Origin of the sequence: Neisseria chenwenguii (genome assembly GCF_002216145.1) — a bacterium.
Lineage (GTDB): Bacteria > Pseudomonadota > Gammaproteobacteria > Burkholderiales > Neisseriaceae > Neisseria > Neisseria chenwenguii.
Genome location: NZ_CP022278.1, coordinates 1,546,206 through 1,565,338 on the forward strand (window position 1 = coordinate 1,546,206; position 19,133 = coordinate 1,565,338).

16 protein-coding genes, 2 tRNA genes and 3 rRNA genes are annotated in these 19,133 nt (G+C 53.7%); 14 read left to right on the plus strand and 7 right to left on the minus strand.

The features are described from left to right. Positions 1–73: 73 nt before the first annotated feature. Positions 74–1,105 (minus strand): type I glyceraldehyde-3-phosphate dehydrogenase, encoded by a 1,032-nt coding sequence (gene gap / locus BG910_RS07635; RefSeq protein WP_089036330.1) that lies wholly within the window; start codon positions 1,103–1,105, stop codon positions 74–76. Positions 1,106–1,639: 534 nt separating this feature from the next. On the opposite strand from gap, the gene zupT reads away from it, so the two are divergent. The 4 genes from zupT to BG910_RS07655 all read left to right on the plus strand — a co-directional run bounded on the left by zupT (position 1,640) and on the right by BG910_RS07655 (position 5,726). After that, positions 1,640–2,458, plus strand: coding sequence for a zinc transporter ZupT (zupT, locus tag BG910_RS07640; protein ID WP_089036331.1), 819 nt, complete (start codon positions 1,640–1,642; stop codon positions 2,456–2,458). A 181-nt stretch (positions 2,459–2,639) separates the two neighbouring features. Beyond that, positions 2,640–3,860 (plus strand): bifunctional glutamate N-acetyltransferase/amino-acid acetyltransferase ArgJ, encoded by a 1,221-nt coding sequence (argJ, locus tag BG910_RS07645; RefSeq protein ID WP_089036332.1) that lies wholly within the window; start codon positions 2,640–2,642, stop codon positions 3,858–3,860. A gap of 91 nt (positions 3,861–3,951) precedes the next feature. Further along, positions 3,952–4,941 carry a S49 family peptidase gene (locus BG910_RS07650; RefSeq protein ID WP_089036333.1) on the plus strand — a complete coding sequence of 330 codons (990 nt, stop codon included), beginning with the start codon at positions 3,952–3,954 and terminating at the stop codon, positions 4,939–4,941. Positions 4,942–5,273: 332 nt separating this feature from the next. Continuing rightward, positions 5,274–5,726: a DUF417 family protein gene (locus BG910_RS07655; protein ID WP_089036334.1), complete on the plus strand. Its 453-nt coding sequence runs from the start codon at positions 5,274–5,276 to the stop codon at positions 5,724–5,726. A gap of 44 nt (positions 5,727–5,770) precedes the next feature. Here BG910_RS07655 and BG910_RS07660 read toward each other — a convergent pair whose 3' ends face one another. From BG910_RS07660 to BG910_RS07670, 3 genes are all read right to left on the minus strand, one after another. Continuing rightward, positions 5,771–6,082 carry a C40 family peptidase gene (locus BG910_RS07660; protein ID WP_089036335.1) on the minus strand — a complete coding sequence of 104 codons (312 nt, stop codon included), beginning with the start codon at positions 6,080–6,082 and terminating at the stop codon, positions 5,771–5,773. Between the two features lie 166 nt (positions 6,083–6,248). Further along, positions 6,249–6,596 (minus strand): C40 family peptidase, encoded by a 348-nt coding sequence (locus tag BG910_RS07665; RefSeq protein ID WP_089036336.1) that lies wholly within the window; start codon positions 6,594–6,596, stop codon positions 6,249–6,251. Positions 6,597–6,637: 41 nt separating this feature from the next. Continuing rightward, on the minus strand, positions 6,638–7,528 hold the full coding sequence (locus BG910_RS07670; RefSeq protein ID WP_089036337.1) for a LysR family transcriptional regulator: 891 nt from the start codon (positions 7,526–7,528) through the stop codon (positions 6,638–6,640). A 100-nt stretch (positions 7,529–7,628) separates the two neighbouring features. Here BG910_RS07670 and BG910_RS07675 point away from each other — a divergent pair, with 100 nt between their 5' ends. Together BG910_RS07675 and BG910_RS07680 are read left to right on the plus strand one after the other, a co-directional pair. Further along, entirely contained in the window at positions 7,629–8,030 is a 402-nt protein-coding gene (locus BG910_RS07675; RefSeq protein WP_089036338.1) for a DoxX family protein, read from the plus strand. A gap of 22 nt (positions 8,031–8,052) precedes the next feature. Then, positions 8,053–8,658: a nitroreductase family protein gene (locus BG910_RS07680; protein WP_089036339.1), complete on the plus strand. Its 606-nt coding sequence runs from the start codon at positions 8,053–8,055 to the stop codon at positions 8,656–8,658. 190 nt (positions 8,659–8,848) lie between these two features. Here BG910_RS07680 and ffh read toward each other — a convergent pair whose 3' ends face one another. Further along, on the minus strand, positions 8,849–10,219 hold the full coding sequence (gene ffh, locus BG910_RS07685) for a signal recognition particle protein (RefSeq protein ID WP_089036340.1): 1,371 nt from the start codon (positions 10,217–10,219) through the stop codon (positions 8,849–8,851). A 150-nt stretch (positions 10,220–10,369) separates the two neighbouring features. On the opposite strand from ffh, the gene BG910_RS07690 reads away from it, so the two are divergent. Further along, positions 10,370–11,179 carry a cytochrome C assembly family protein gene (locus BG910_RS07690; protein WP_089036341.1) on the plus strand — a complete coding sequence of 270 codons (810 nt, stop codon included), beginning with the start codon at positions 10,370–10,372 and terminating at the stop codon, positions 11,177–11,179. 113 nt (positions 11,180–11,292) lie between these two features. Here the strand turns inward: BG910_RS07690 and BG910_RS12810 are convergent, their stop codons facing one another. Continuing rightward, positions 11,293–11,433, minus strand: a complete 141-nt coding sequence (locus BG910_RS12810; RefSeq protein WP_232462176.1) for a hypothetical protein — start codon at positions 11,431–11,433, stop codon at positions 11,293–11,295. Further along, positions 11,430–11,903: a DDE-type integrase/transposase/recombinase gene (locus tag BG910_RS12815; protein WP_232462177.1), complete on the minus strand. Its 474-nt coding sequence runs from the start codon at positions 11,901–11,903 to the stop codon at positions 11,430–11,432. The genes BG910_RS12810 and BG910_RS12815 overlap by 4 nt, the downstream gene beginning before the upstream one ends. 514 nt (positions 11,904–12,417) lie before the next feature. On the opposite strand from BG910_RS12815, the gene BG910_RS07700 reads away from it, so the two are divergent. From BG910_RS07700 to BG910_RS07730, 7 genes are all read left to right on the plus strand, one after another. Next, positions 12,418–13,958 (plus strand): 16S ribosomal RNA (locus BG910_RS07700). A 90-nt stretch (positions 13,959–14,048) separates the two neighbouring features. Continuing rightward, positions 14,049–14,125: transfer RNA gene (locus tag BG910_RS07705), tRNA-Ile, on the plus strand. A gap of 28 nt (positions 14,126–14,153) precedes the next feature. Further along, a tRNA-Ala gene (locus BG910_RS07710) sits at positions 14,154–14,229 on the plus strand. A gap of 331 nt (positions 14,230–14,560) precedes the next feature. Next, positions 14,561–17,448: ribosomal RNA gene (locus BG910_RS07715) — 23S ribosomal RNA — on the plus strand. Between the two features lie 110 nt (positions 17,449–17,558). Then, a 5S ribosomal RNA gene (gene rrf / locus BG910_RS07720) occupies positions 17,559–17,672 on the plus strand. Together the 16S, 23S and 5S rRNA genes with 2 tRNA genes alongside form the textbook arrangement of a ribosomal RNA operon. A gap of 437 nt (positions 17,673–18,109) precedes the next feature. After that, positions 18,110–18,415, plus strand: coding sequence for a ComEA family DNA-binding protein (locus BG910_RS07725; RefSeq protein WP_089035781.1), 306 nt, complete (start codon positions 18,110–18,112; stop codon positions 18,413–18,415). A 210-nt stretch (positions 18,416–18,625) separates the two neighbouring features. Then, the gene (locus BG910_RS07730) at positions 18,626–19,096 is read left to right on the plus strand and encodes a type IV pilin protein (protein ID WP_089035780.1); all 471 of its coding nucleotides are present in this window, start codon (positions 18,626–18,628) and stop codon (positions 19,094–19,096) included. Positions 19,097–19,133 lie beyond the last annotated feature (37 nt).

Sequence of the window (19,133 nt, forward strand, 5' to 3'; positions counted from 1 at the left end):
AAATTTTCGTAGGGTGCAAGCACCACCCTACGCAAAAATCAACATCGTTAAAACACAGTTTTATCAAAAAACCTTATTTAAACTCAGGCACTTCCATGTCAAACATCCGGCACGCGGTTTTGAGCATTTGGCAGCTGAACCCCCATTCGTTGTCGTACCACGCGAAAACTTTGACCATGTTGCCGTCGGTCACTTTGGTCAGCGTCGCGTCGAAGTGGCTGGCTTCGGAGGTGTGGTTGAAATCCATGGAAACCAGCGGCAGCCCGTTGTAGCCCAACACGCCTTTCAGACGGCCTGATTCGGCGGCGGCTTTCATCAGGCCGTTGATTTCTTCCGCGCTGGTGTCGCGGGCGGCGACGAAGTTCAAATCGACCAATGAAACATTGACGGTGGGCACGCGGATGGCGAGGCCGTCGAGTTTGCCTTTCAATTCGGGCAGAACGAGGCCGACGGCTTTGGCGGCGCCGGTTTTGGTCGGAATCATGTTTTCCACGCCGCTGCGGGCGCGGCGCAGGTCTTTGTGGCGCACGTCGGTCACGGTTTGGTCGTTGGTGAGCGCGTGGATGGTGGTCATTGCGCCTTTGACGATGCCGATGCTTTCGCTCAATACTTTTGCGACTGGCGAGAGGCAGTTGGTGGTGCAGGAGGCGTTGGAGACGACGGTCATTTCGGGGGCGAGTACGTCGTCGTTGACGCCGTAAACGACGGTGGCGTCAACATCGGCTTCGCCCGGAGCGGAAATCAGCACTTTTTTCGCGCCGGATTCGAGGTGGACGTTGGCTTTGGATTTGCCGGTAAACGCGCCGGTGCATTCCAATACCAAATCGACGTCGAGGTCTTTCCACGGCAGCTCGGCGGGGTTGCGGGTGGAAAAGTAGGGGATTTTGTGGCCGTTGATAATCAGATGGGTGGCATCATGGCGGACATCGGCATCAAAACGGCCGTGTACGGTATCGAATTTGGTCAGGTGGGTGTTGGTTTCCAAGCTGCCGCTGGCGTTGACGGCAACGACTTTCAGCTTGTTTTGCAGACCGTAGTCGTAGATGGCGCGCAAGACTTGGCGACCGATGCGGCCGTATCCGTTGATGGCGACTCTGATGCTCATAGGATTGTCCTCTTTAATATAATGGCTTGTAGGTTGGCGCGGAAAAGCAGGCGGAATTATAACAGAAATGTAGTGTGATGTAATTAATATTTTATTGAGTTTGGGTGCGAATCTCGGCGGTTTTTTTTTGAAATCTGTTTGAACGGGCTGTGTTTATCGGCTTTGGCTTTTCTTTATTGTTAACTAAAACTTTCCGTATCGGTAAAAATGGCGGGGATTTTGATTACATGGAGTAACAGGCAGATGGGGCGGGTAAGGCCGTCTGAAAATAAGAAACGCCGTTTGCAGGGGGGGGTTATATCCGCCTGTAAATATTCAATCTATTGAAAATATTTAATATTTCAGAAATACCGGCGTTCGGGCGGGTGTAAAACCCGCCCCTGCAAGTGTTTCCCGAGACTTTCAGCTTTTTTTGTAAAGTTCCATGTCGTCTGAAAGAAATCCCCACCAGTTGCAAATCAGACTTTTCGTTTTAAATGATATACTTTATCATTTGCACAAATTTTGTTTTCCATTTTTTTCATTTGAACCGCCATGAACGCTTTGTCTTCCATAACCACGTTCCAGCTTTTGACCGCTTTCGGCATCAGCTTTGCCGCCGGCCTGTTTACCGTACTCGGCAGCGGCTTGGTGATGTTTTCCAAAACGCCCAACCCGCGCGTGTTGTCGTTTGGTTTGGCATTTGCCGGCGGGGCGATGGTTTATGTGTCGCTGACCGAGATTTTTACCAAATCCAACGAAGCGTTTGCGGCGGCATTCGGGCAGCAGCACGGGTTTGCCGCGACGACGCTGGCTTTTTTGGCGGGCATGGGCGGCATTGCGCTGATTGACCATTTCATTCCCAATCCGCATGAAACGTTGGATGCGGAAGATCCGGATTTTCAGGAACGCCGCCGCAGCCACATCGCGCGCGTGGGCATGATGGCGGCGTTTGCCATTACGGCGCACAATTTTCCCGAGGGGCTGGCGACGTTTTTTGCCACGCTGGACAATCCCGAGGTCGGTATGCCGCTGGCGCTGGTGATTGCCATCCACAACATTCCCGAGGGCATTTCCATTGCCGCGCCGGTGTATTTCGCCACGAAGAGCAGGCGGAAAACGGTTTTGGCCTGTCTGGTCTCTGGTTTGGCCGAACCGCTGGGGGCGGTGTTGGGTTATGTGTTTCTCAAGCCGTTTCTTTCGCCTGCCGTTTTCGGCACGGTGTTCGGCCTGATTGCCGGCGTGATGGTGTTTCTTGCGCTCGACGAGCTGCTGCCGGCCGCCAAACGCTATTCAGACGGCCATGAAACGGTGTACGGCCTGACAACGGGCATGGGGGTGATTGCGCTGAGTTTGGTGTTGTTCCGTTTTTGATTTGCGTAGAAAGAGGCCGTCTGAAATCCCGCACAGGGTTTTCAGACGGCCTTTGCCGCGTTATGATTCAAACCGTATCCGGAGAAATAACCGGCTTCAAATTTCAAGCCCCTTTTCAGACGGCCTTACCGCTCTTTAATATGAATATGCCGTCTGAAAACGCATACAAAGGATTTCGAAAATGGCTGTAAACCTGGTTGAAAAACACGAAAACGAGCTGCGCCACATCGACGGCATACAGATTTACATCGGTCAGGCGGGCGTGAAAAAGCCCGACCACGACGATTTGACGCTGATGGTTTTGTCGCCGAACAACACTGTCGGAGCGGTCTTTACCCAAAACCGCTTCTGTGCAGCGCCCGTGTATATCGCCAAATCGCACCTGTTTGACGAAGACGGCGTGCGCGCGCTGGTCATCAATACCGGTAACGCCAACGCGGGTACGGGCGGGCAGGGGCGGGCGGATGCGGTGGAAGTGTGCGCCGCCGCGGCGAAACACGCCGGCTGCCAAACCACGCAGGTTTTGCCGTTTTCCACAGGCGTGATTCTCGAGCCCTTGCCGTCTGAAAAAATCATCGCCGCGCTGCCGCGTGTCAAACCCGCATCGTGGGCAGATGCCGCCCGCGCGATTATGACCACGGATACCGTGCCCAAAGCCGCCAGCCGCGAGGGCAAGGTCGGTGAAAACCACGTCGTGCGCGCTACGGGCATCGCCAAAGGCAGCGGCATGATTCATCCCAACATGGCGACCATGCTCGGCTTTATCGCCTGCGACGCCAAAGTTTCCCAGCCCGTGTTGCAGCTGATGACCAAGGAAATCGCCGATATGTCGTTCAACTGCATCACGGTTGACGGCGATACCAGCACCAACGACAGCTTCGTCATCATCGCCACCGGCAAATGCGGCCAAAGCGAAATCGACAACACCGCCGACCCGCGTTATGAGCAGCTCAAAACCCTGCTCGGCGGCCTCGCGCTGGAATTGGCGCAGGCCATCGTGCGCGACGGCGAAGGCGCGACCAAGTTCATCACGATTAAAGTGGAAAACGCCGCCGACCGCGACGAAGCCCGCAAAGTCGCTTACGCCGTCGCCCATTCGCCGCTGGTGAAAACCGCGTTTTTCGCGTCCGACCCCAACTTGGGGCGTCTGCTCGCCGCCATCGGCTACGCGGGCATAGACGATTTGGACACCGACCACCTGAAAATGTGGCTGGACGACGTATTGGTCGCCGAGCTGGGCGGCCGCGCGGAAAGCTATACCGAAGAACAGGGTCAGGCGGTGATGAACCGCGACGAAATCACCGTGCGCATCGACTTGCAGCGCGGCAAAGCGGCAGCAGCGGTTTATACCTGCGATTTGTCGCACGATTATGTGTCGATTAACGCGGACTACCGCTCGTAACGGCTGAGGCCGTCTGAAAAAGTTTTGGTGTTTGGGAACTGTTTTCAGACGGCCTTATCATCCGCAACATCAAGAGAATGGAGTAAATAAAATGTCCTACAAACTCAATGAATTGGAAAATCCGAAACCGCAGTCTTCAAGCGGAAATTGGGAGCGTGATACATTGCGCGACGTACTGCTCGAAGCCTACAAAGAACAGCGCCGCGCCCGAATCTGGCGCAATATCTGGCGCGGCGTGGCGGCGCTGCTGTTTCTCGGCTTCTTAGGCGCAGTCAGCAGCAGTGGCGACAGCAAGAGCCCGATGATGCAGATGCAGGCATCGGAAAAACATACCGCGCTGATCAGCCTCAACGGCGTCATCGGCGGCGGTTTCGACGACCAGGTCAAAATGCTGCGCGACAGCATGGAGGCGGTCTATAAAAACGGCAAGGCCCAAGCCATCATTATCCGCGCCAACAGTCCCGGTGGCTCGCCCGTCGTTTCCAGTATCGCCTTTAATGAAATCCGCCAACTCAAGGCACAACATCCGAAAATCCCCGTGTATGTCGTGGCGGAAGACATGTGCGCTTCGGGCTGTTACTACATCGCCGCGGCAGCGGACAAAATTTATGCCGACCCATCCAGCGTGGTCGGCAGCATCGGCGTGATCGGTGGCGGTTTCGACGCGACCGGTCTGATGGACAAACTCGGCGTCAAACGCCGTCTGAAAATCGCCGGCAGCAACAAAGGCATGGGCGACCCGTTTACGCCTGAAACGCCCGAACAAACCAAAATCTGGCAGCAGACTTTGGGCGACATCCACGCCGAATTTATCAAAGCGGTCAAACTCGGGCGTGGAGGCCGTCTGAAAGACGCCGCCAATCCCGACGTGTTCAGCGGCCGCATCTATACCGGCGTTGAGGCGAAAAAAGTCGGCCTGATCGACGATTTCGGCAACATTTACAGCGTCGCCCGCGATGTGGTGAAAACACCGAATCTGGTCAACTACACGCCCGAAGACGAATGGAGCAAACTGCTGGGCCGCAAATTCGGTGCGGAAGTAAAAGCGCAGGTTAAAGAGGCGCTGCACGGGATTTGGTAGGATTCGGCAAGATGCCCGATCTACGGTTATAGTGTAATGACTGAAAAAAACGAAATATGTAGGCTGGGCTTCAGCCCGGCCTACTCAGTTTGGTTTTTTAGAAGTTTCACTATATGTTCCTGTTTTTTAAACAATTCAAGCAAAACCCCGATGCCGTCTGAAAGCTGTATTTTCAGACGGCATCGGCTTGTCTGCCGTCTGTTTGCAGGCGGGCGGCGGCGGATTTGTCAGAATATCCCGCCTGCTCTGTCTAATCCTATATACGGCCGTCTGCAAACAAGCGCCGCGGCTGTATACGGCATCGACAGATTAACCAAAGACGGGAGTATGAAATGAAAACATTGTGCCAACGGTTTCAACAATCCGACATCGACATCGCCGTATTGCGTTTTTCCGTTATCTTTATCATTGCGCTGTTCGGTATCTACAAATGGTTTGATTTTGAGGTTGAGGCGCTCAAGCCGCTGATTTCCGGCTCTTGGCTCAATTTCCTTTACACGCTGTTCGGTTTTCACGGCGCCAGCTATTTTCTCGGCGTCGTCGAGGGCATCGCCTATATCGCGCTGGCGCTGGGTTATGTCAAACCCAAAATCGGCGTCGTCGGCGATTTGCTGGTCATCCTCATCGGCGTGGTGACGCTGAGCACGCTGCCACAGGTGGGTATGGACAGCTTTATCGTGAAAGACATCATCCTGCTGGGCGCGGGGCTGGTGTTGTTGAAACATGATTTCGGTAAGGTCAAAAAAGCGCAGGTCATCCCGGTTGTAAAAAATATAGTGGAGTGAATGAAAAACGCAAACTGCGCAGGCAGGGCGCCTGCCTCAGCAAATCAAATGCCGTCTGAAAACAGATGTTCAGACGGCATTTGATTTGCGGGGCGTGTTACTCCGCCGCTTTGCGTGCCCGACAGCTCCAGTTCCAAACCGAGCGTTTGCATTGCAGGTGGCCGACGCATTGCAGTTTGGTTACAGGGGGTGACGGACGGGACATCGCCTTCGCGCATGTTGAGGATGTCGGACGGGGTAATCCATTCGGGCTCGGTGTCGGTCAGCGGTTTGTAGGCGCGGTTGAAGGCTTCGACGACGAATTGCGAGCAGAAAAAGCGGCTGCTGTTGAACGGGGTAATCTGCACGACTGCCATCGAGCTGAGGCAGAAGAGGCGGATGTGGCGCGGGATGACGGGCAGGTCGCAGGCGCGGCGGGTGATGGAGTAGGGGATGTGTTTGATGATGCCGAAGGGATTGTAGCGGCTGCCTTGGTGTTGGCGGGCGAAGGTGCGGATTTTTTCAACGGCGCCATCGTCAAGGTCAGGCCGTCTGAAAACGGCGGTCAGGTTGGTTTCTTTGAGCGCCTGCGCCGACGGCTTCGGCGATTTCTCCGCTGCCCGGGTAAATCAGGGTATGGCTGACGGCGGAACGGTTAAACAGGCGCACGTTGACGGAAACCAGACTGCGCTCGGAGGAAAACAGAATATCGCCCGCGCGCAGGTCGCGTTCGGTAATGGTTTTCAGGCCTTCGGACGGAATGGTGCCGACGCGGCGGGTTTGTAAAACATAGCGGGGCTGGCCTTGCGGGGCGGTGCGTTTCTGCCATTCGGCGGCGCAGGCGGAAAGGAGGAAGAGGGCGAGGATGGCGGCAACGGGCAAGGTTTTCATGCTTTGTGTGGTGCTTGCGCAAATTTTTCAGACGGCATGTGTTACAGCTTTTCCATTTTTTCGGTGAGAAAATCAATAAAACTGCGCACTTTCGCGCTTAAAAACGCGCGGTCGACGTAGGCGGCGTTGAGCGGGTTGCCGGGCAAGTCATAATCGGGCAACAGGTGCACGAGGCGGCCTTGCTGCAAATCCTGTTCGACCGCCAAATGCGGCTGCACGCCAATGCCCGCGCCGGCGGCGGCCAGCTCGCGGATCATCAAGGTGTTGTCGGTCTGAATCACGGGCGTGAGGGTGATGTCGGAGGTCCGGCCGCTTTCGCGGTGGGTCAGCGTGAGGTGGCGCATATCGGTATAAGAGGGCAGAACGGCCTGATGGAGCACCAAATCTTCGGGCGTTTCGGGTGTGCCGTGTTCGGCCAGATAGGCGGGCGAAGCGACGATGACGAAACGGATTTCGGCCAGCGGGCGCACAATCAGCGAGGGTGCGGGCGTTTTGGAAACGCGCAGGGCGAGGTCGAAGCCTTCGGCAATCAGGTCGATGTGGCGGTTGTCGAGTACCAAATCGAGGGAAACTTCGGGATAAAGGTGGCGGTATTCGGTCAGCCAGCCGCTTAAAAGTGGGTTGGCAAACCAAAGCGGCATGGTCACGCGCAACTGCCCCTGCGGTTTGTCGACACCGCCGGCGGCTTTTTGCGCGGCGGTGTCGAGCGTGTCGAGCGCGTAGCTGCATTGGCGGTAGTATTCTTCGCCCGCTTCGGTAAGGTGGAGGCTGCGGCTGTTGCGGTGCAGCAGCTTGGCTTTGACGGTGTTTTCCAGATGGCTGATGTGTTTGCTTGCCATCGCCACGGAAATATCAAGCTGTTCGGCAGCGCGGGTAAAGCTGCCGCTTTGCACGACTTGGCGGAAAATTTTCAGGCTGAGCAAGGTGTCCATGTTTTCTTGTTTGGAAAAAGTATGTCAATGAAAGCAGTATATATTAACTTTTAAACACCATCTATACTGCCAACCTGTCTGATTAACGAGAAAAAACAACATGAATTTCCTCACACGCTTCCAACCGGTTCTGCTTTCCGTATTGCGCATCGCCGCAGCCTATATGTTTATGCTGCACGGCTCGGCCAAACTGTTTGCCCTGCCGCACGTCGAAATGTTCGACAATCTACAAATCCTCTCGCTTTACGGCGCGGCGGGTATCTTGGAATTTTTCGGCGGCCTGCTGCTGCTTTTGGGTTTGTTTACCCGCCCCGTAGCGTTTATTCTGTCAGGTCAGATGGCAGTTGCCTACTTTATGGCGCACGCCTCTGAAGCGCCGCTGTTTCCCTTGTTGAACGGCGGCGAAGCAGCCGCGCTGTTCAGCTTTATTTTCATCTATATCGCCGCAGCAGGCGGCGGCGCGTGGGCTTTGGATAATAAGTTCGCGAAAAACAAATTCTGAAATTTCCCTGAAAGGTAAAACGATGTCTTATCAAAACGTCCAACAGGCGGCCGAAACCCGCCGCAGCATTTACGCTTTAAACAAAAACCTGCCGATCGGCAACGCCGAAGTGCAGAAAATCATCGAACACGCCGTATTGCACACCCCGTCTTCGTTCAACTCGCAATCTACCCGCGTCGTCGTATTGTTTGGCGCAGAACACGAAAAAGTGTGGGGCTTTGTCGAAGATACTTTGCGCGCCATCGTACCCGCCGACAAATTCGAGCCGACCGCGCAAAAGCTGGCAATGTTCAAAGCCGGCGCGGCGACTGTATTGTTTTTTGAAGACCAAGACGTCGTCAAAGGCTTGCAGGAACAGTTCCCCGCTTATGCGGAAAACTTCCCCGTTTGGGCTGACCACGCCAACGCCATGCACCAATACGCCGTTTGGACCACGTTGGCCGCCGCAGGCGTAGGCGCCAATCTGCAACACTACAATCCACTGCCGGATGCCGCCGTCGCCAAAGAATACGACCTGCCCGAAAGCTGGAAACTGCGCGCGCAAATGGTCATCGGCGGCATCGAAGCCTCCGCCGGCGAAAAAACCTTCCAGCCGTTGGAAGCACGTTTGAAAGTGTTCGGCGCATAAAGATTTTTTCATTGGTTTATTGATTGGTTGAAGTGAAAGGCTAAAGGCCGTCTGAAAATTTCAGACGGCCTTTCCGTTTTTAAAAAACAAATTGAGAATGTCGGGTTTCGGTCGCAGTCTGCACCAAAACTTCAGGCCGTCTGAAAAACCTGCAACCCAAGTTTTCAGACGGCCTGTGGTTCAAAACGGCTTACAGACCGGGAAACATTCCCTTCATGCCTTTCATGCCTTTGGCCATGCGCATCAGTTTGGCCATGCCGTTGCCGCTGAACATTTTCATCATCTGCTGCGACTGCTCAAACTGCTTGAGCATTTTGTTGACTTCCTGAACATTCGTTCCTGCGCCCGCAGCGATGCGGCGTTTGCGGCTGGCTTTGATCAGTGCGGGATTGGCACGTTCTTTCGGGGTCATGGAATTGATGATGGCTTCCACTTTGCCCATTGCTTTTTCAGCCGTTCCCTCGGGAATCTGCTTCGACATCTGGCCGAGTTCGCCCGGCATTTTCGACATCAGGCTTTCCAGTCCGCCCATGTTGCGCATTTGCTGGATTTGGTCTTTAAAGTCATTCAAATCAAAGCCCTTGCCTTTTTGCAGCTTTTTCGCCATTTTGGCGGCAGCTTCTTCGTCTATGCCTTTTTGAACGTCTTCAATCAGGCTCAAAACGTCGCCCATGCCCAAAATGCGGCTGGCGATGCGGTCAGGGTGGAAGGGCTCAAGGCCGGTGACTTTTTCGCCGATACCGATAAATTTAATCGGTTTTCCGGTAACGTGGCGCACCGACAAGGCCGCACCGCCGCGCGAATCGCCGTCCATTTTGGTCAGAACCACACCGGTCAGCGGCAGCGCTTCGTTAAATGCCTGCGCGGTATTGACGGCGTCTTGGCCGAGCATGGCATCGACGACAAACAGGGTTTCAATCGGATTAACCGCTGCGTGCAGCGCTTTGATTTCGTTCATCATTTCTTCGTCAATCGCCAAGCGGCCGGCGGTATCGACCATTAAAACGTCGTAGAAATGTTTTTTGGCGTAATCGACGGCGGCGCAGGCGATTTCGACGGGCTGCTGGCTGGTGTCGGACGGAAAAAAGTCGATGCCGACCTGTTCGGCCAGCAGGCGGAGCTGTTCGATGGCGGCGGGGCGGTACACGTCGGCGGAAACGACCAAAACTTTTTTCTTCTGTTCGGTTTTCAGCAAACGCGCAAGTTTGCCGACGGTGGTTGTTTTACCCGCACCCTGCAAGCCGGCCATCAATACCACGGCCGGCGGGGAAACGGCCAAATCCAGCGTTTTGTTTTCTTTGCCCATCAAAGCGATAAGCTCATCGTTGACCACGCCGATAAAGGCTTGATCGGGCGTCAGGCTGCCGACAACTTCGTGGCCGAGCGCCTTCTCTTTGACGTTGTTGATAAAATCTTTGACAACGGGCAGGGCGACGTCGGCTTCCAGCAAAGCCAAACGCACTTCGCGCAGGGCTTCTTTAATATTTTCTTCGGTCAGCTTGGATTGGCCGCGGATACTTTTGAGGACGCTGCTGAAGCGTCCGGTTAGGTTGTCTAACATATTGTTCCTCGTAAAACGGCGCAGTGGCAAAAGCTCAGGCCGTCTGAAAAGTTTGCCCTGTTCGGCGGGGCATTTTGGTAAAATAGAATCGGATTTATTTTACACCATCGCACGTCTTCAGACGAATGCGCACGTCAGGAAAGTTTGTTTATGCCGGTTATTTTAATTTGCCTGCTGCTGGTGTATGCAGGATTGTCGGGTTTTGTCTGGTTTTACCATAAAAAACAGGCAGCGGGCGCCGAATATCCGATACGCGTCGAGCTGGCGGTTTTGGGCGTAGCGCTCTTGGCGCATGGCGCGGCGCTGATGGTGCCTGTTTTTCAGGATAAAGTGCTGATTACGGGCTTCGGCTATTCCGTCAGCCTGATTGCGTGGCTGATGCTGATGATGTATTGCTTGGGCAGCTTTTTCTACTGTCTGCGCGGTTTGCAGCTGCTGCTTTATCCGTGCGCAGCGTTTGTTTTGCTGCTGGGGCTGGTGTTCCCCGGGAAATTTATCGGCTATCAGATCAATGACCTGCCGTTTATGCTGCACGTCGGCACATCTATGCTGGCCTACGGGCTGTTCGGCATCGTAACGCTGTTTGCCGTTTTGATTCTGCTGCTCAACCGTAGTCTGCACAAGCGTCGGTTTTCATCATTGGTCAGCTTCCTGCCGTCGCTCTTGAGTTTGGAAAAACTGATGTTTCAAGGGATGTTGGCAGGTTTCGTATTGCTGACTTATTCCGTCGTCAGTGGCACTTTTTTCGCCGAAAGCGTGTTCGGCAAACCCGTTACGCTTACCCATAAAACCGTGTTCGGCATCTTATCGTGGCTGATTTACGGCGGACTGTTGCTCAAACACGGCATGACCGCATGGCGCGGCAAAAAAGCGGCAGTCTGGACGATTGTCGGATTTATCAGCCTGATGTTGGCTTATGTGGGCAGTAAATTTGTATTGGAAGTGGTGTTGAAAAAATAAGTTTTTTGAGAAATTGCAGAGGCCGTCTGAAAGCAATAATTTCAGACGGCCTGGATGTAGAAAATCATCGCGTTGTTTACACAACAGGCTGAGAAAAATAAGCCTTCGTCATCTCAAACGGCGTATTGTTCCAAGCCCCTGTACGGCTTAACCGTATTATAAAAGTTCACAAAGCGGCATAACTCCTTACGGCGGTGTTCGGGGTCGTCAACCGTCCGTTTGCCGTGCCGCATCTCCGTCAGCGTCCGAATCACGCGCTCGGCTTTGCCGTTGGTTTGCGGACGGGCAATGCGGGTGAACTTCTGAACGATGTTGTTTGACGGCAGGCAGCGCCGAACGGGAGGGAGCCGTTGCCTTTGTATTCCACCCCGTTGTCCGAATACGCACACCCGACAGTGTACGAGCAGCGGTCAATCGCATCGCGCAGCAGGAACTTGGCGGCACTTGAGGCGGTATGGTCGGGCAGGATGGCCGCGTACAGCTCGCGGGAATAGTCGTCGATGGCGGCAAACAGGTACTCGGACGGGTCGGCAACGGTTTGTTTTTTCAGCCGCGGCAGCCGTTTGGTATCGAAATGCACCATTTCGCCGGGATAGGATTTGTTGTAGCGTCGGGCTTTCTTTTTGAGCTTTTCTTCGATTTCCCGTTCGACCTTAGCCAGCCGTTTGATGCCGTATTTTGCCTGTTTGAATCGGTTGTTGGAGCTTTTTTGCGGTACCGGCAATCTGCCGCGGGCGGCTTTGAGGCCCCGGTAAACGGTAACCCTGTTGACGTTGTAGCGTCGGGATAACGAAGTGACGCTTTCTTTGTCTTGGGTGTGGGCCCGCCAAACGGCTTGACGGCTGTGCGGAGTGAGGCGGGTGGTTTTTGTGGATGTCCATAACAGTATTTTCTTTCGGATACTTAAACAAAGTTAGGTTTTTCTACACTTCAGATTTTTTACGGGAGGTTGGGATTGGGGTGAAACAAAATACGTTTGTAAAACAGCGGGTTTGTATTTTTTGGTGAAATAGTTTCCGGGATATGGTTGACGCTGAGTGGTGGGGGTGTGTATAGTTCGGTTCTTCGCTGCTTTTGCAGCGGTTTTTTCGGGCCGGAGTTTGGTCCGGAAGCGTTCTTTAACAGTACAGATTACCGATAAGTGTGGGTGCTTGGGCCCCACACTGTTTGAAAGACAGGCAAGAAAAAAATCTTGTCGGTTTCTTTGAAGCAGACCAGAAGTTAAAAAGTTAGAGATTGAACATAAGAGTTTGATCCTGGCTCAGATTGAACGCTGGCGGCATGCTTTACACATGCAAGTCGGACGGCAGCGGGGGAGTGCTTGCACTTCTGCCGGCGAGTGGCGAACGGGTGAGTAATGCATCGGAACGTACCGAGTAGTGGGGGATAACTGTCCGAAAGGATGGCTAATACCGCATACGCTTTGAGAAGGAAAGCGGGGGATCGCAAGACCTCGCGCTATTCGAGCGGCCGATGTCTGATTAGCTGGTTGGTGGGGTAAAGGCCTACCAAGGCGACGATCAGTAGCGGGTCTGAGAGGATGATCCGCCACACTGGGACTGAGACACGGCCCAGACTCCTACGGGAGGCAGCAGTGGGGAATTTTGGACAATGGGCGCAAGCCTGATCCAGCCATGCCGCGTGTCTGAAGAAGGCCTTCGGGTTGTAAAGGACTTTTGTCAGGGAAGAAAGGGTTTGGGCTAATACCCCGGGCATATGACGGTACCTGAAGAATAAGCACCGGCTAACTACGTGCCAGCAGCCGCGGTAATACGTAGGGTGCGAGCGTTAATCGGAATTACTGGGCGTAAAGCGGGCGCAGACGGTTCGTTAAGCAAGATGTGAAATCCCCGGGCTCAACCTGGGAACTGCGTTTTGAACTGGCGGACTAGAGTGTGTCAGAGGGGGGTAGAATTCCACGTGTAGCAGTGAAATGCGTAGAGATGTGGAGGAATACCGATGGCGAAGGCAGCCCCCTGGGATGACACTGACGTTCATGCCCGAAAGCGTGGGTAGCAAACAGGATTAGATACCCTGGTAGTCCACGCCCTAAACGATGTCAATTAGCTGTTGGGGCACTTGATGCCTTAGTAGCGTAGCTAACGCGTGAAATTGACCGCCTGGGGAGTACGGTCGCAAGATTAAAACTCAAAGGAATTGACGGGGACCCGCACAAGCGGTGGATGATGTGGATTAATTCGATGCAACGCGAAGAACCTTACCTGGTCTTGACATGTACGGAATCCTTCGGAGACGGAGGAGTGCCTTCGGGAGCCGTAACACAGGTGCTGCATGGCTGTCGTCAGCTCGTGTCGTGAGATGTTGGGTTAAGTCCCGCAACGAGCGCAACCCTTGTCATTAGTTGCCATCATTAAGTTGGGCACTCTAATGAGACTGCCGGTGACAAGCCGGAGGAAGGTGGGGATGACGTCAAGTCCTCATGGCCCTTATGACCAGGGCTTCACACGTCATACAATGGTCGGTACAGAGGGTAGCCAAGCCGCGAGGTGGAGCCAATCTCACAAAACCGATCGTAGTCCGGATTGCACTCTGCAACTCGAGTGCATGAAGTCGGAATCGCTAGTAATCGCAGGTCAGCATACTGCGGTGAATACGTTCCCGGGTCTTGTACACACCGCCCGTCACACCATGGGAGTGGGGGATACCAGAAGTAGATAGACTAACCGCAAGGAGGTCGTTTACCACGGTATGCTTCATGACTGGGGTGAAGTCGTAACAAGGTAGCCGTAGGGGAACCTGCGGCTGGATCACCTCCTTTCTAGAGAAAGAAGGGGTTTTGGCATCCACACTTATCGGTAAACTGTATAGAAGATGCAGGACGGTACCGCATGGTACGGTCAAGGACCTTGGGTTTGTAGCTCAGCTGGTTAGAGCACACGCTTGATAAGCGTGGGGTCGGAGGTTCAAGTCCTCCCAGACCCACCACAAGACGGCAGCCGGAAGGTAGTACACTGGGGGCATAGCTCAGTTGGTAGAGCACCTGCTTTGCAAGCAGGGGGTCATCGGTTCGATCCCGTTTGCCTCCACCATTACTTCCCAAATCAAAGCAGATTGAAGAGTCTGTTTTGATTTGCGGAGTAGATGGCAATATCGAACGCATCGATCTTTAACAAATTGGAAAGCCGAAATCAACAAACAAAGACAATGTCGGTTTGATTTGAAGATTCTGTTTGCAAAAGCAGGCAGGTTGGAGAAGCAAACCACAGTATTTGGGTGATGATTGTATCGACTTAACCCTGAAACACAAAAGGCAGGGTTAAGACACAACAAGCAGTAAGCTTTATCAAAGTAAAGACTTCAAGCCAAGTTGCCTAGTCAACGGGAACGAAAGCGGAGTCAGAGAGGTTCTTGAAATGATAGAGTCAAGTGAATAAGTGCATCAGGTGGATGCCTTGGCGATGATAGGCGACGAAGGACGTGTAAGCCTGCGAAAAGCATCGGGGAGCTGGCAATAGAGCTATGATCCGGTGGTGTCCGAATGGGGAAACCCACTGCATTCGGTGCAGTATCCCTACCTGAATCCATAGGGTAGGAGAAGCGAACCCGGAGAACTGAACCATCTAAGTACCCGGAGGAAAAGAAATCAACCGAGATTCCGCAAGTAGTGGCGAGCGAACGCGGAGGAGCCTGTATACGATAGCCGTTGAGATAGAAGAACAAGCTGGGAAGCTTGACCATAGTGGGTGACAGTCCCGTATTCGAAATTTCAACGGTGGTACTAGGTATACGAAAAGTAGGGCGGGACACGTGAAATCCTGTCTGAAGATGGGGGGACCATCCTCCAAGGCTAAATACTCATCATCGACCGATAGTGAACCAGTACCGTGAGGGAAAGGCGAAAAGAACCCCGGGAGGGGAGTGAAACAGAACCTGAAACCTGATGCATACAAACAGTGGGAGCGGACAAGTTCCGTGACTGCGTACCTTTTGTATAATGGGTCAACGACTTACGTTCAGTAGCGAGCTTAACCGGATAGGGGAGGCGTAGGGAAACCGAGTCTTAATAGGGCGACTAGTTGCTGGGCGTAGACCCGAAACCGAGTGATCTATCCATGGCCAGGATGAAGGTGCCGTAACAGGTATTGGAGGTCCGAACCCACGCATGTTGCAAAATGCGGGGATGAGCTGTGGATAGGGGTGAAAGGCTAAACAAACTCGGAGATAGCTGGTTCTCCCCGAAAACTATTTAGGTAGTGCCTCGAGTATGAGACTGATGGGGGTAAAGCACTGTTATGGCTAGGGGGTTATTGCAACTTACCAACCCATGGCAAACTAAGAATACCATCAAGTTGCTCCTCGGGAGACAGACAGCGGGTGCTAACGTCCGTTGTCAAGAGGGAAACAACCCAGACCGCCAGCTAAGGTCCCAAATGACAGATTAAGTGGTAAACGAAGTGGGAAGGCCCAGACAGCCAGGATGTTGGCTTAGAAGCAGCCATCATTTAAAGAAAGCGTAATAGCTCACTGGTCGAGTCGTCCTGCGCGGAAGATGTAACGGGGCTCAAATCTGTAACCGAAGCTGCGGATGCCGCAAGGCATGGTAGGGGAGCGTTCTGTAGGCCGAAGAAGGTGTGTTGTAAAGCATGCTGGAGGTATCAGAAGTGCGAATGTTGACATGAGTAGCGATAAAGCGGGTGAAAAGCCCGCTCGCCGAAAGCCCAAGGTTTCCTACGCAACGTTCATCGGCGTAGGGTGAGTCGGCCCCTAAGGCGAGGCAGAAATGCGTAGTCGATGGGAAACGGGTTAATATTCCCGTACTTTGATTCAATGCGATGTGGGGACGGAGAAGGTTAGGTTAGCAAACTGTTGGAATAGTTTGTTTAAGCCGGTAGGTGGAAGACTTAGGCAAATCCGGGTCTTCATAACACCGAGAAGTGACGACGATTGTCTACGGACAAGAAGTAACCGATACCACGCTTCCAGGAAAAGCCACTAAGCTTCAGTTGGATCAGAACCGTACCGCAAACCGACACAGGTGGGCAGGATGAGAATTCTAAGGCGCTTGAGAGAACTCGGGAGAAGGAACTCGGCAAATTGATACCGTAACTTCGGGAGAAGGTATGCCCTCTGACGTGAAGGACTTGCTCCGTAAGCGTTGGAGGGTCGCAGAGAATCGGTGGCTGCGACTGTTTATTAAAAACACAGCACTCTGCTAACACGAAAGTGGACGTATAGGGTGTGACGCCTGCCCGGTGCTGGAAGGTTAATTGAAGATGTGAGAGCATCGGATCGAAGCCCCAGTAAACGGCGGCCGTAACTATAACGGTCCTAAGGTAGCGAAATTCCTTGTCGGGTAAGTTCCGACCCGCACGAATGGCGTAACGATGGCCACACTGTCTCCTCCCGAGACTCAGCGAAGTTGAAGTGGTTGTGAAGATGCAATCTACCCGCTGCTAGACGGAAAGACCCCGTGAACCTTTACTGTAGCTTTGCATTGGACTTTGAAGTCACTTGTGTAGGATAGGTGGGAGGCTTAGAAGCAGAGACGCCAGTTTCTGTGGAGCCGTCCTTGAAATACCACCCTGGTGTCTTTGAGGTTCTAACCCAGGTCCGTGATCCGGATCGGGGACCGTGCATGGTAGGCAGTTTGACTGGGGCGGTCTCCTCCCAAAGAGTAACGGAGGAGTTCGAAGGTTACCTAGGTCCGGTCGGAAATCGGACTGATAGTGCAATGGCAAAAGGTAGCTTAACTGCGAGACCGACAAGTCGAGCAGGTGCGAAAGCAGGACATAGTGATCCGGTGGTTCTGTATGGAAGGGCCATCGCTCAACGGATAAAAGGTACTCCGGGGATAACAGGCTGATTCCGCCCAAGAGTTCATATCGACGGCGGAGTTTGGCACCTCGATGTCGGCTCATCACATCCTGGGGCTGTAGTCGGTCCCAAGGGTATGGCTGTTCGCCATTTAAAGTGGTACGTGAGCTGGGTTTAAAACGTCGTGAGACAGTTTGGTCCCTATCTGCAGTGGGCGTTGGAAGTTTGACGGGGGCTGCTCCTAGTACGAGAGGACCGGAGTGGACGAACCTCTGGTGTACCGGTTGTGACGCCAGTCGCATTGCCGGGTAGCTAAGTTCGGAAGAGATAAGCGCTGAAAGCATCTAAGCGCGAAACTCGCCTGAAGATGAGACTTCCCTGAGGGTATAACCCTCCTGAAGAGCCGTTCGAGACCAGGACGTTGATAGGTCGGGTGTGGAAGCGCGGTAACGCGTGCAGCTAACCGATACTAATTGCTCGTGAGGCTTGACTCTATCATTTGAAGAATTTCAGAGATAAAAGCTTACTGATGATTTGATCATCACCATACAGTTGATTTGCCAATCCTGAGGGATTGCGGCTTTACCGGTTTGTACAGTTTAAGTTTGGCGGCCATAGCGAGTTGGTCCCACGCCTTCCCATCCCGAACAGGACCGTGAAACGACTCAGCGCCGATGATAGTGTGGTTCTTCCATGTGAAAGTAGGTCACTGCCAAACACCCATTCCCAGCCCCCGACGATGTCGGGGGCTTTGTTTTTGGACGGAGCAAACGGTGGAGAAAACAAAGAGAGGGTGCAAAAGAGGCGATGCAGGGGAGGCGGATAAGAGCGGGTAAGGGGGTAGCCGATGGGGAGGAAGGGGTTGTGCTGTCAGTCAGGAAAGGGAGGGCTGTAGGAAGGGAAAGTGAGTGAGAAGAGAGTGAGGGGCGGACGGGAATGCAGATAAGGGAAAAAGACAAACGGTTCCGGTGTTGTTCGGATGAAACATTTGATGACTATAAATGCCACGATAATCAGAAAGGGTTTAAAACGGCGTGGAAAGTTATTTATCATAACGACTGGTGCATCGGTGCAGCCGCGGAAAAACAGCCGGCGGTTGGGCGGATGCGGTGAGTGTTTGGACATTACGGATTTCACAGGAAACGGAAAAAAATCATGAAAAAATTCATTTTTGCTGCGGTAGCGGCATTGGGTACAGCGCTGTCGCTGGCGGCAGTCAACATCAATACTGCGGGTGAGGCCGAGCTGGAAACGCTGCCGGGTGTGGGTCCGGCCAAAGCGAAGGCGATTGTGGCCTACCGTAGTCAGCACGGACAGTTTAAGAGTGTGGACGAGCTGAAGAACGTCAAAGGCATCGGCGAAGGCATTTTTGCGAAGCTGAAGGCCGAGGTGGCGGTTGGCGGTGCGCCTGCGAAGAAGGCAGCCGTACCGGCAGTGAAACAGCCGGTGGTGAAGAAATAGGGCAGATCCTGCCGGAGGCCGTCTGAAACCGGAAACGGGGTCGGGCGGCCTTTGCTGCATCTGCGGGACGGAAAAAAGGTCAAAGTTCCGGTAGTCGGTTAGAAATACGGAATACCTGATGCCGTCTGAAACGGTTCAGACGGCAACCGAAGTTATTTCCATGTCTGTTATAGTAAAACGGCACACGGCAAAGTAGACAAAAGGGAAACAATGAAACAGATTCATCCGCAAACACGGCTTTCCGGCTTTACCTTGACGGAACTGTTGGTCACGCTGGCCATTACCGGCATTTTGGCGACGGTTGCCTATCCGCTCTATCGGGATCATGTCCGTGCTGCGAATCTGCGGGCTGCCCATGCGGCGCTGTTGGAGAATGCGCAGTTTATGGAGCGGTTTTATGCGCAGCGGGGGAGTTTTAAGGCGAATTCGACGACCTGGCCGGAGTTGCCGGTTAAGGAGGCGGGCGGATTCTGTATCCGTTTAAACGGAAATCCGCGTGGGGCGCGGGCGGATAAGTTTATGCTGAAGGCGGTGGCGAAGGATCATGAGGGCGAACCGCGGGTGCTGAAGCTGGACGGGGGTTTGTCGGCGGTGTTGTGCGGGCGTTCGGACAGCCGGTGTACGGACGGGAAGGCGTATTTCGGCGGGGGCGGGGATAAGGAGTGCCGGCCTTTCGGGTAAAGCCTTGGATGAAGGTGGGGGGCTTTGTGGCATAAGG

What these genes read in the sequence shown, in the direction of transcription:
- gap (WP_089036330.1), bottom strand. Translation starts at nt 1,105, where the DNA reads ATGAGCATCAGAGTCGCCATCAACGGATACGGCCGCATCGGTCGCCAA.
- zupT (WP_089036331.1), top strand. Translation starts at nt 1,640, where the DNA reads ATGAACGCTTTGTCTTCCATAACCACGTTCCAGCTTTTGACCGCTTTC.
- argJ (WP_089036332.1), top strand. Translation starts at nt 2,640, where the DNA reads ATGGCTGTAAACCTGGTTGAAAAACACGAAAACGAGCTGCGCCACATC.
- BG910_RS07650 (WP_089036333.1), top strand. Translation starts at nt 3,952, where the DNA reads ATGTCCTACAAACTCAATGAATTGGAAAATCCGAAACCGCAGTCTTCA.
- BG910_RS07655 (WP_089036334.1), top strand. Translation starts at nt 5,274, where the DNA reads ATGAAAACATTGTGCCAACGGTTTCAACAATCCGACATCGACATCGCC.
- BG910_RS07660 (WP_089036335.1), bottom strand. Translation starts at nt 6,082, where the DNA reads ATGGCAGTCGTGCAGATTACCCCGTTCAACAGCAGCCGCTTTTTCTGC.
- BG910_RS07665 (WP_089036336.1), bottom strand. Translation starts at nt 6,596, where the DNA reads ATGAAAACCTTGCCCGTTGCCGCCATCCTCGCCCTCTTCCTCCTTTCC.
- BG910_RS07670 (WP_089036337.1), bottom strand. Translation starts at nt 7,528, where the DNA reads ATGGACACCTTGCTCAGCCTGAAAATTTTCCGCCAAGTCGTGCAAAGC.
- BG910_RS07675 (WP_089036338.1), top strand. Translation starts at nt 7,629, where the DNA reads ATGAATTTCCTCACACGCTTCCAACCGGTTCTGCTTTCCGTATTGCGC.
- BG910_RS07680 (WP_089036339.1), top strand. Translation starts at nt 8,053, where the DNA reads ATGTCTTATCAAAACGTCCAACAGGCGGCCGAAACCCGCCGCAGCATT.
- ffh (WP_089036340.1), bottom strand. Translation starts at nt 10,219, where the DNA reads ATGTTAGACAACCTAACCGGACGCTTCAGCAGCGTCCTCAAAAGTATC.
- BG910_RS07690 (WP_089036341.1), top strand. Translation starts at nt 10,370, where the DNA reads ATGCCGGTTATTTTAATTTGCCTGCTGCTGGTGTATGCAGGATTGTCG.
- BG910_RS07725 (WP_089035781.1), top strand. Translation starts at nt 18,110, where the DNA reads ATGAAAAAATTCATTTTTGCTGCGGTAGCGGCATTGGGTACAGCGCTG.
- BG910_RS07730 (WP_089035780.1), top strand. Translation starts at nt 18,626, where the DNA reads ATGAAACAGATTCATCCGCAAACACGGCTTTCCGGCTTTACCTTGACG.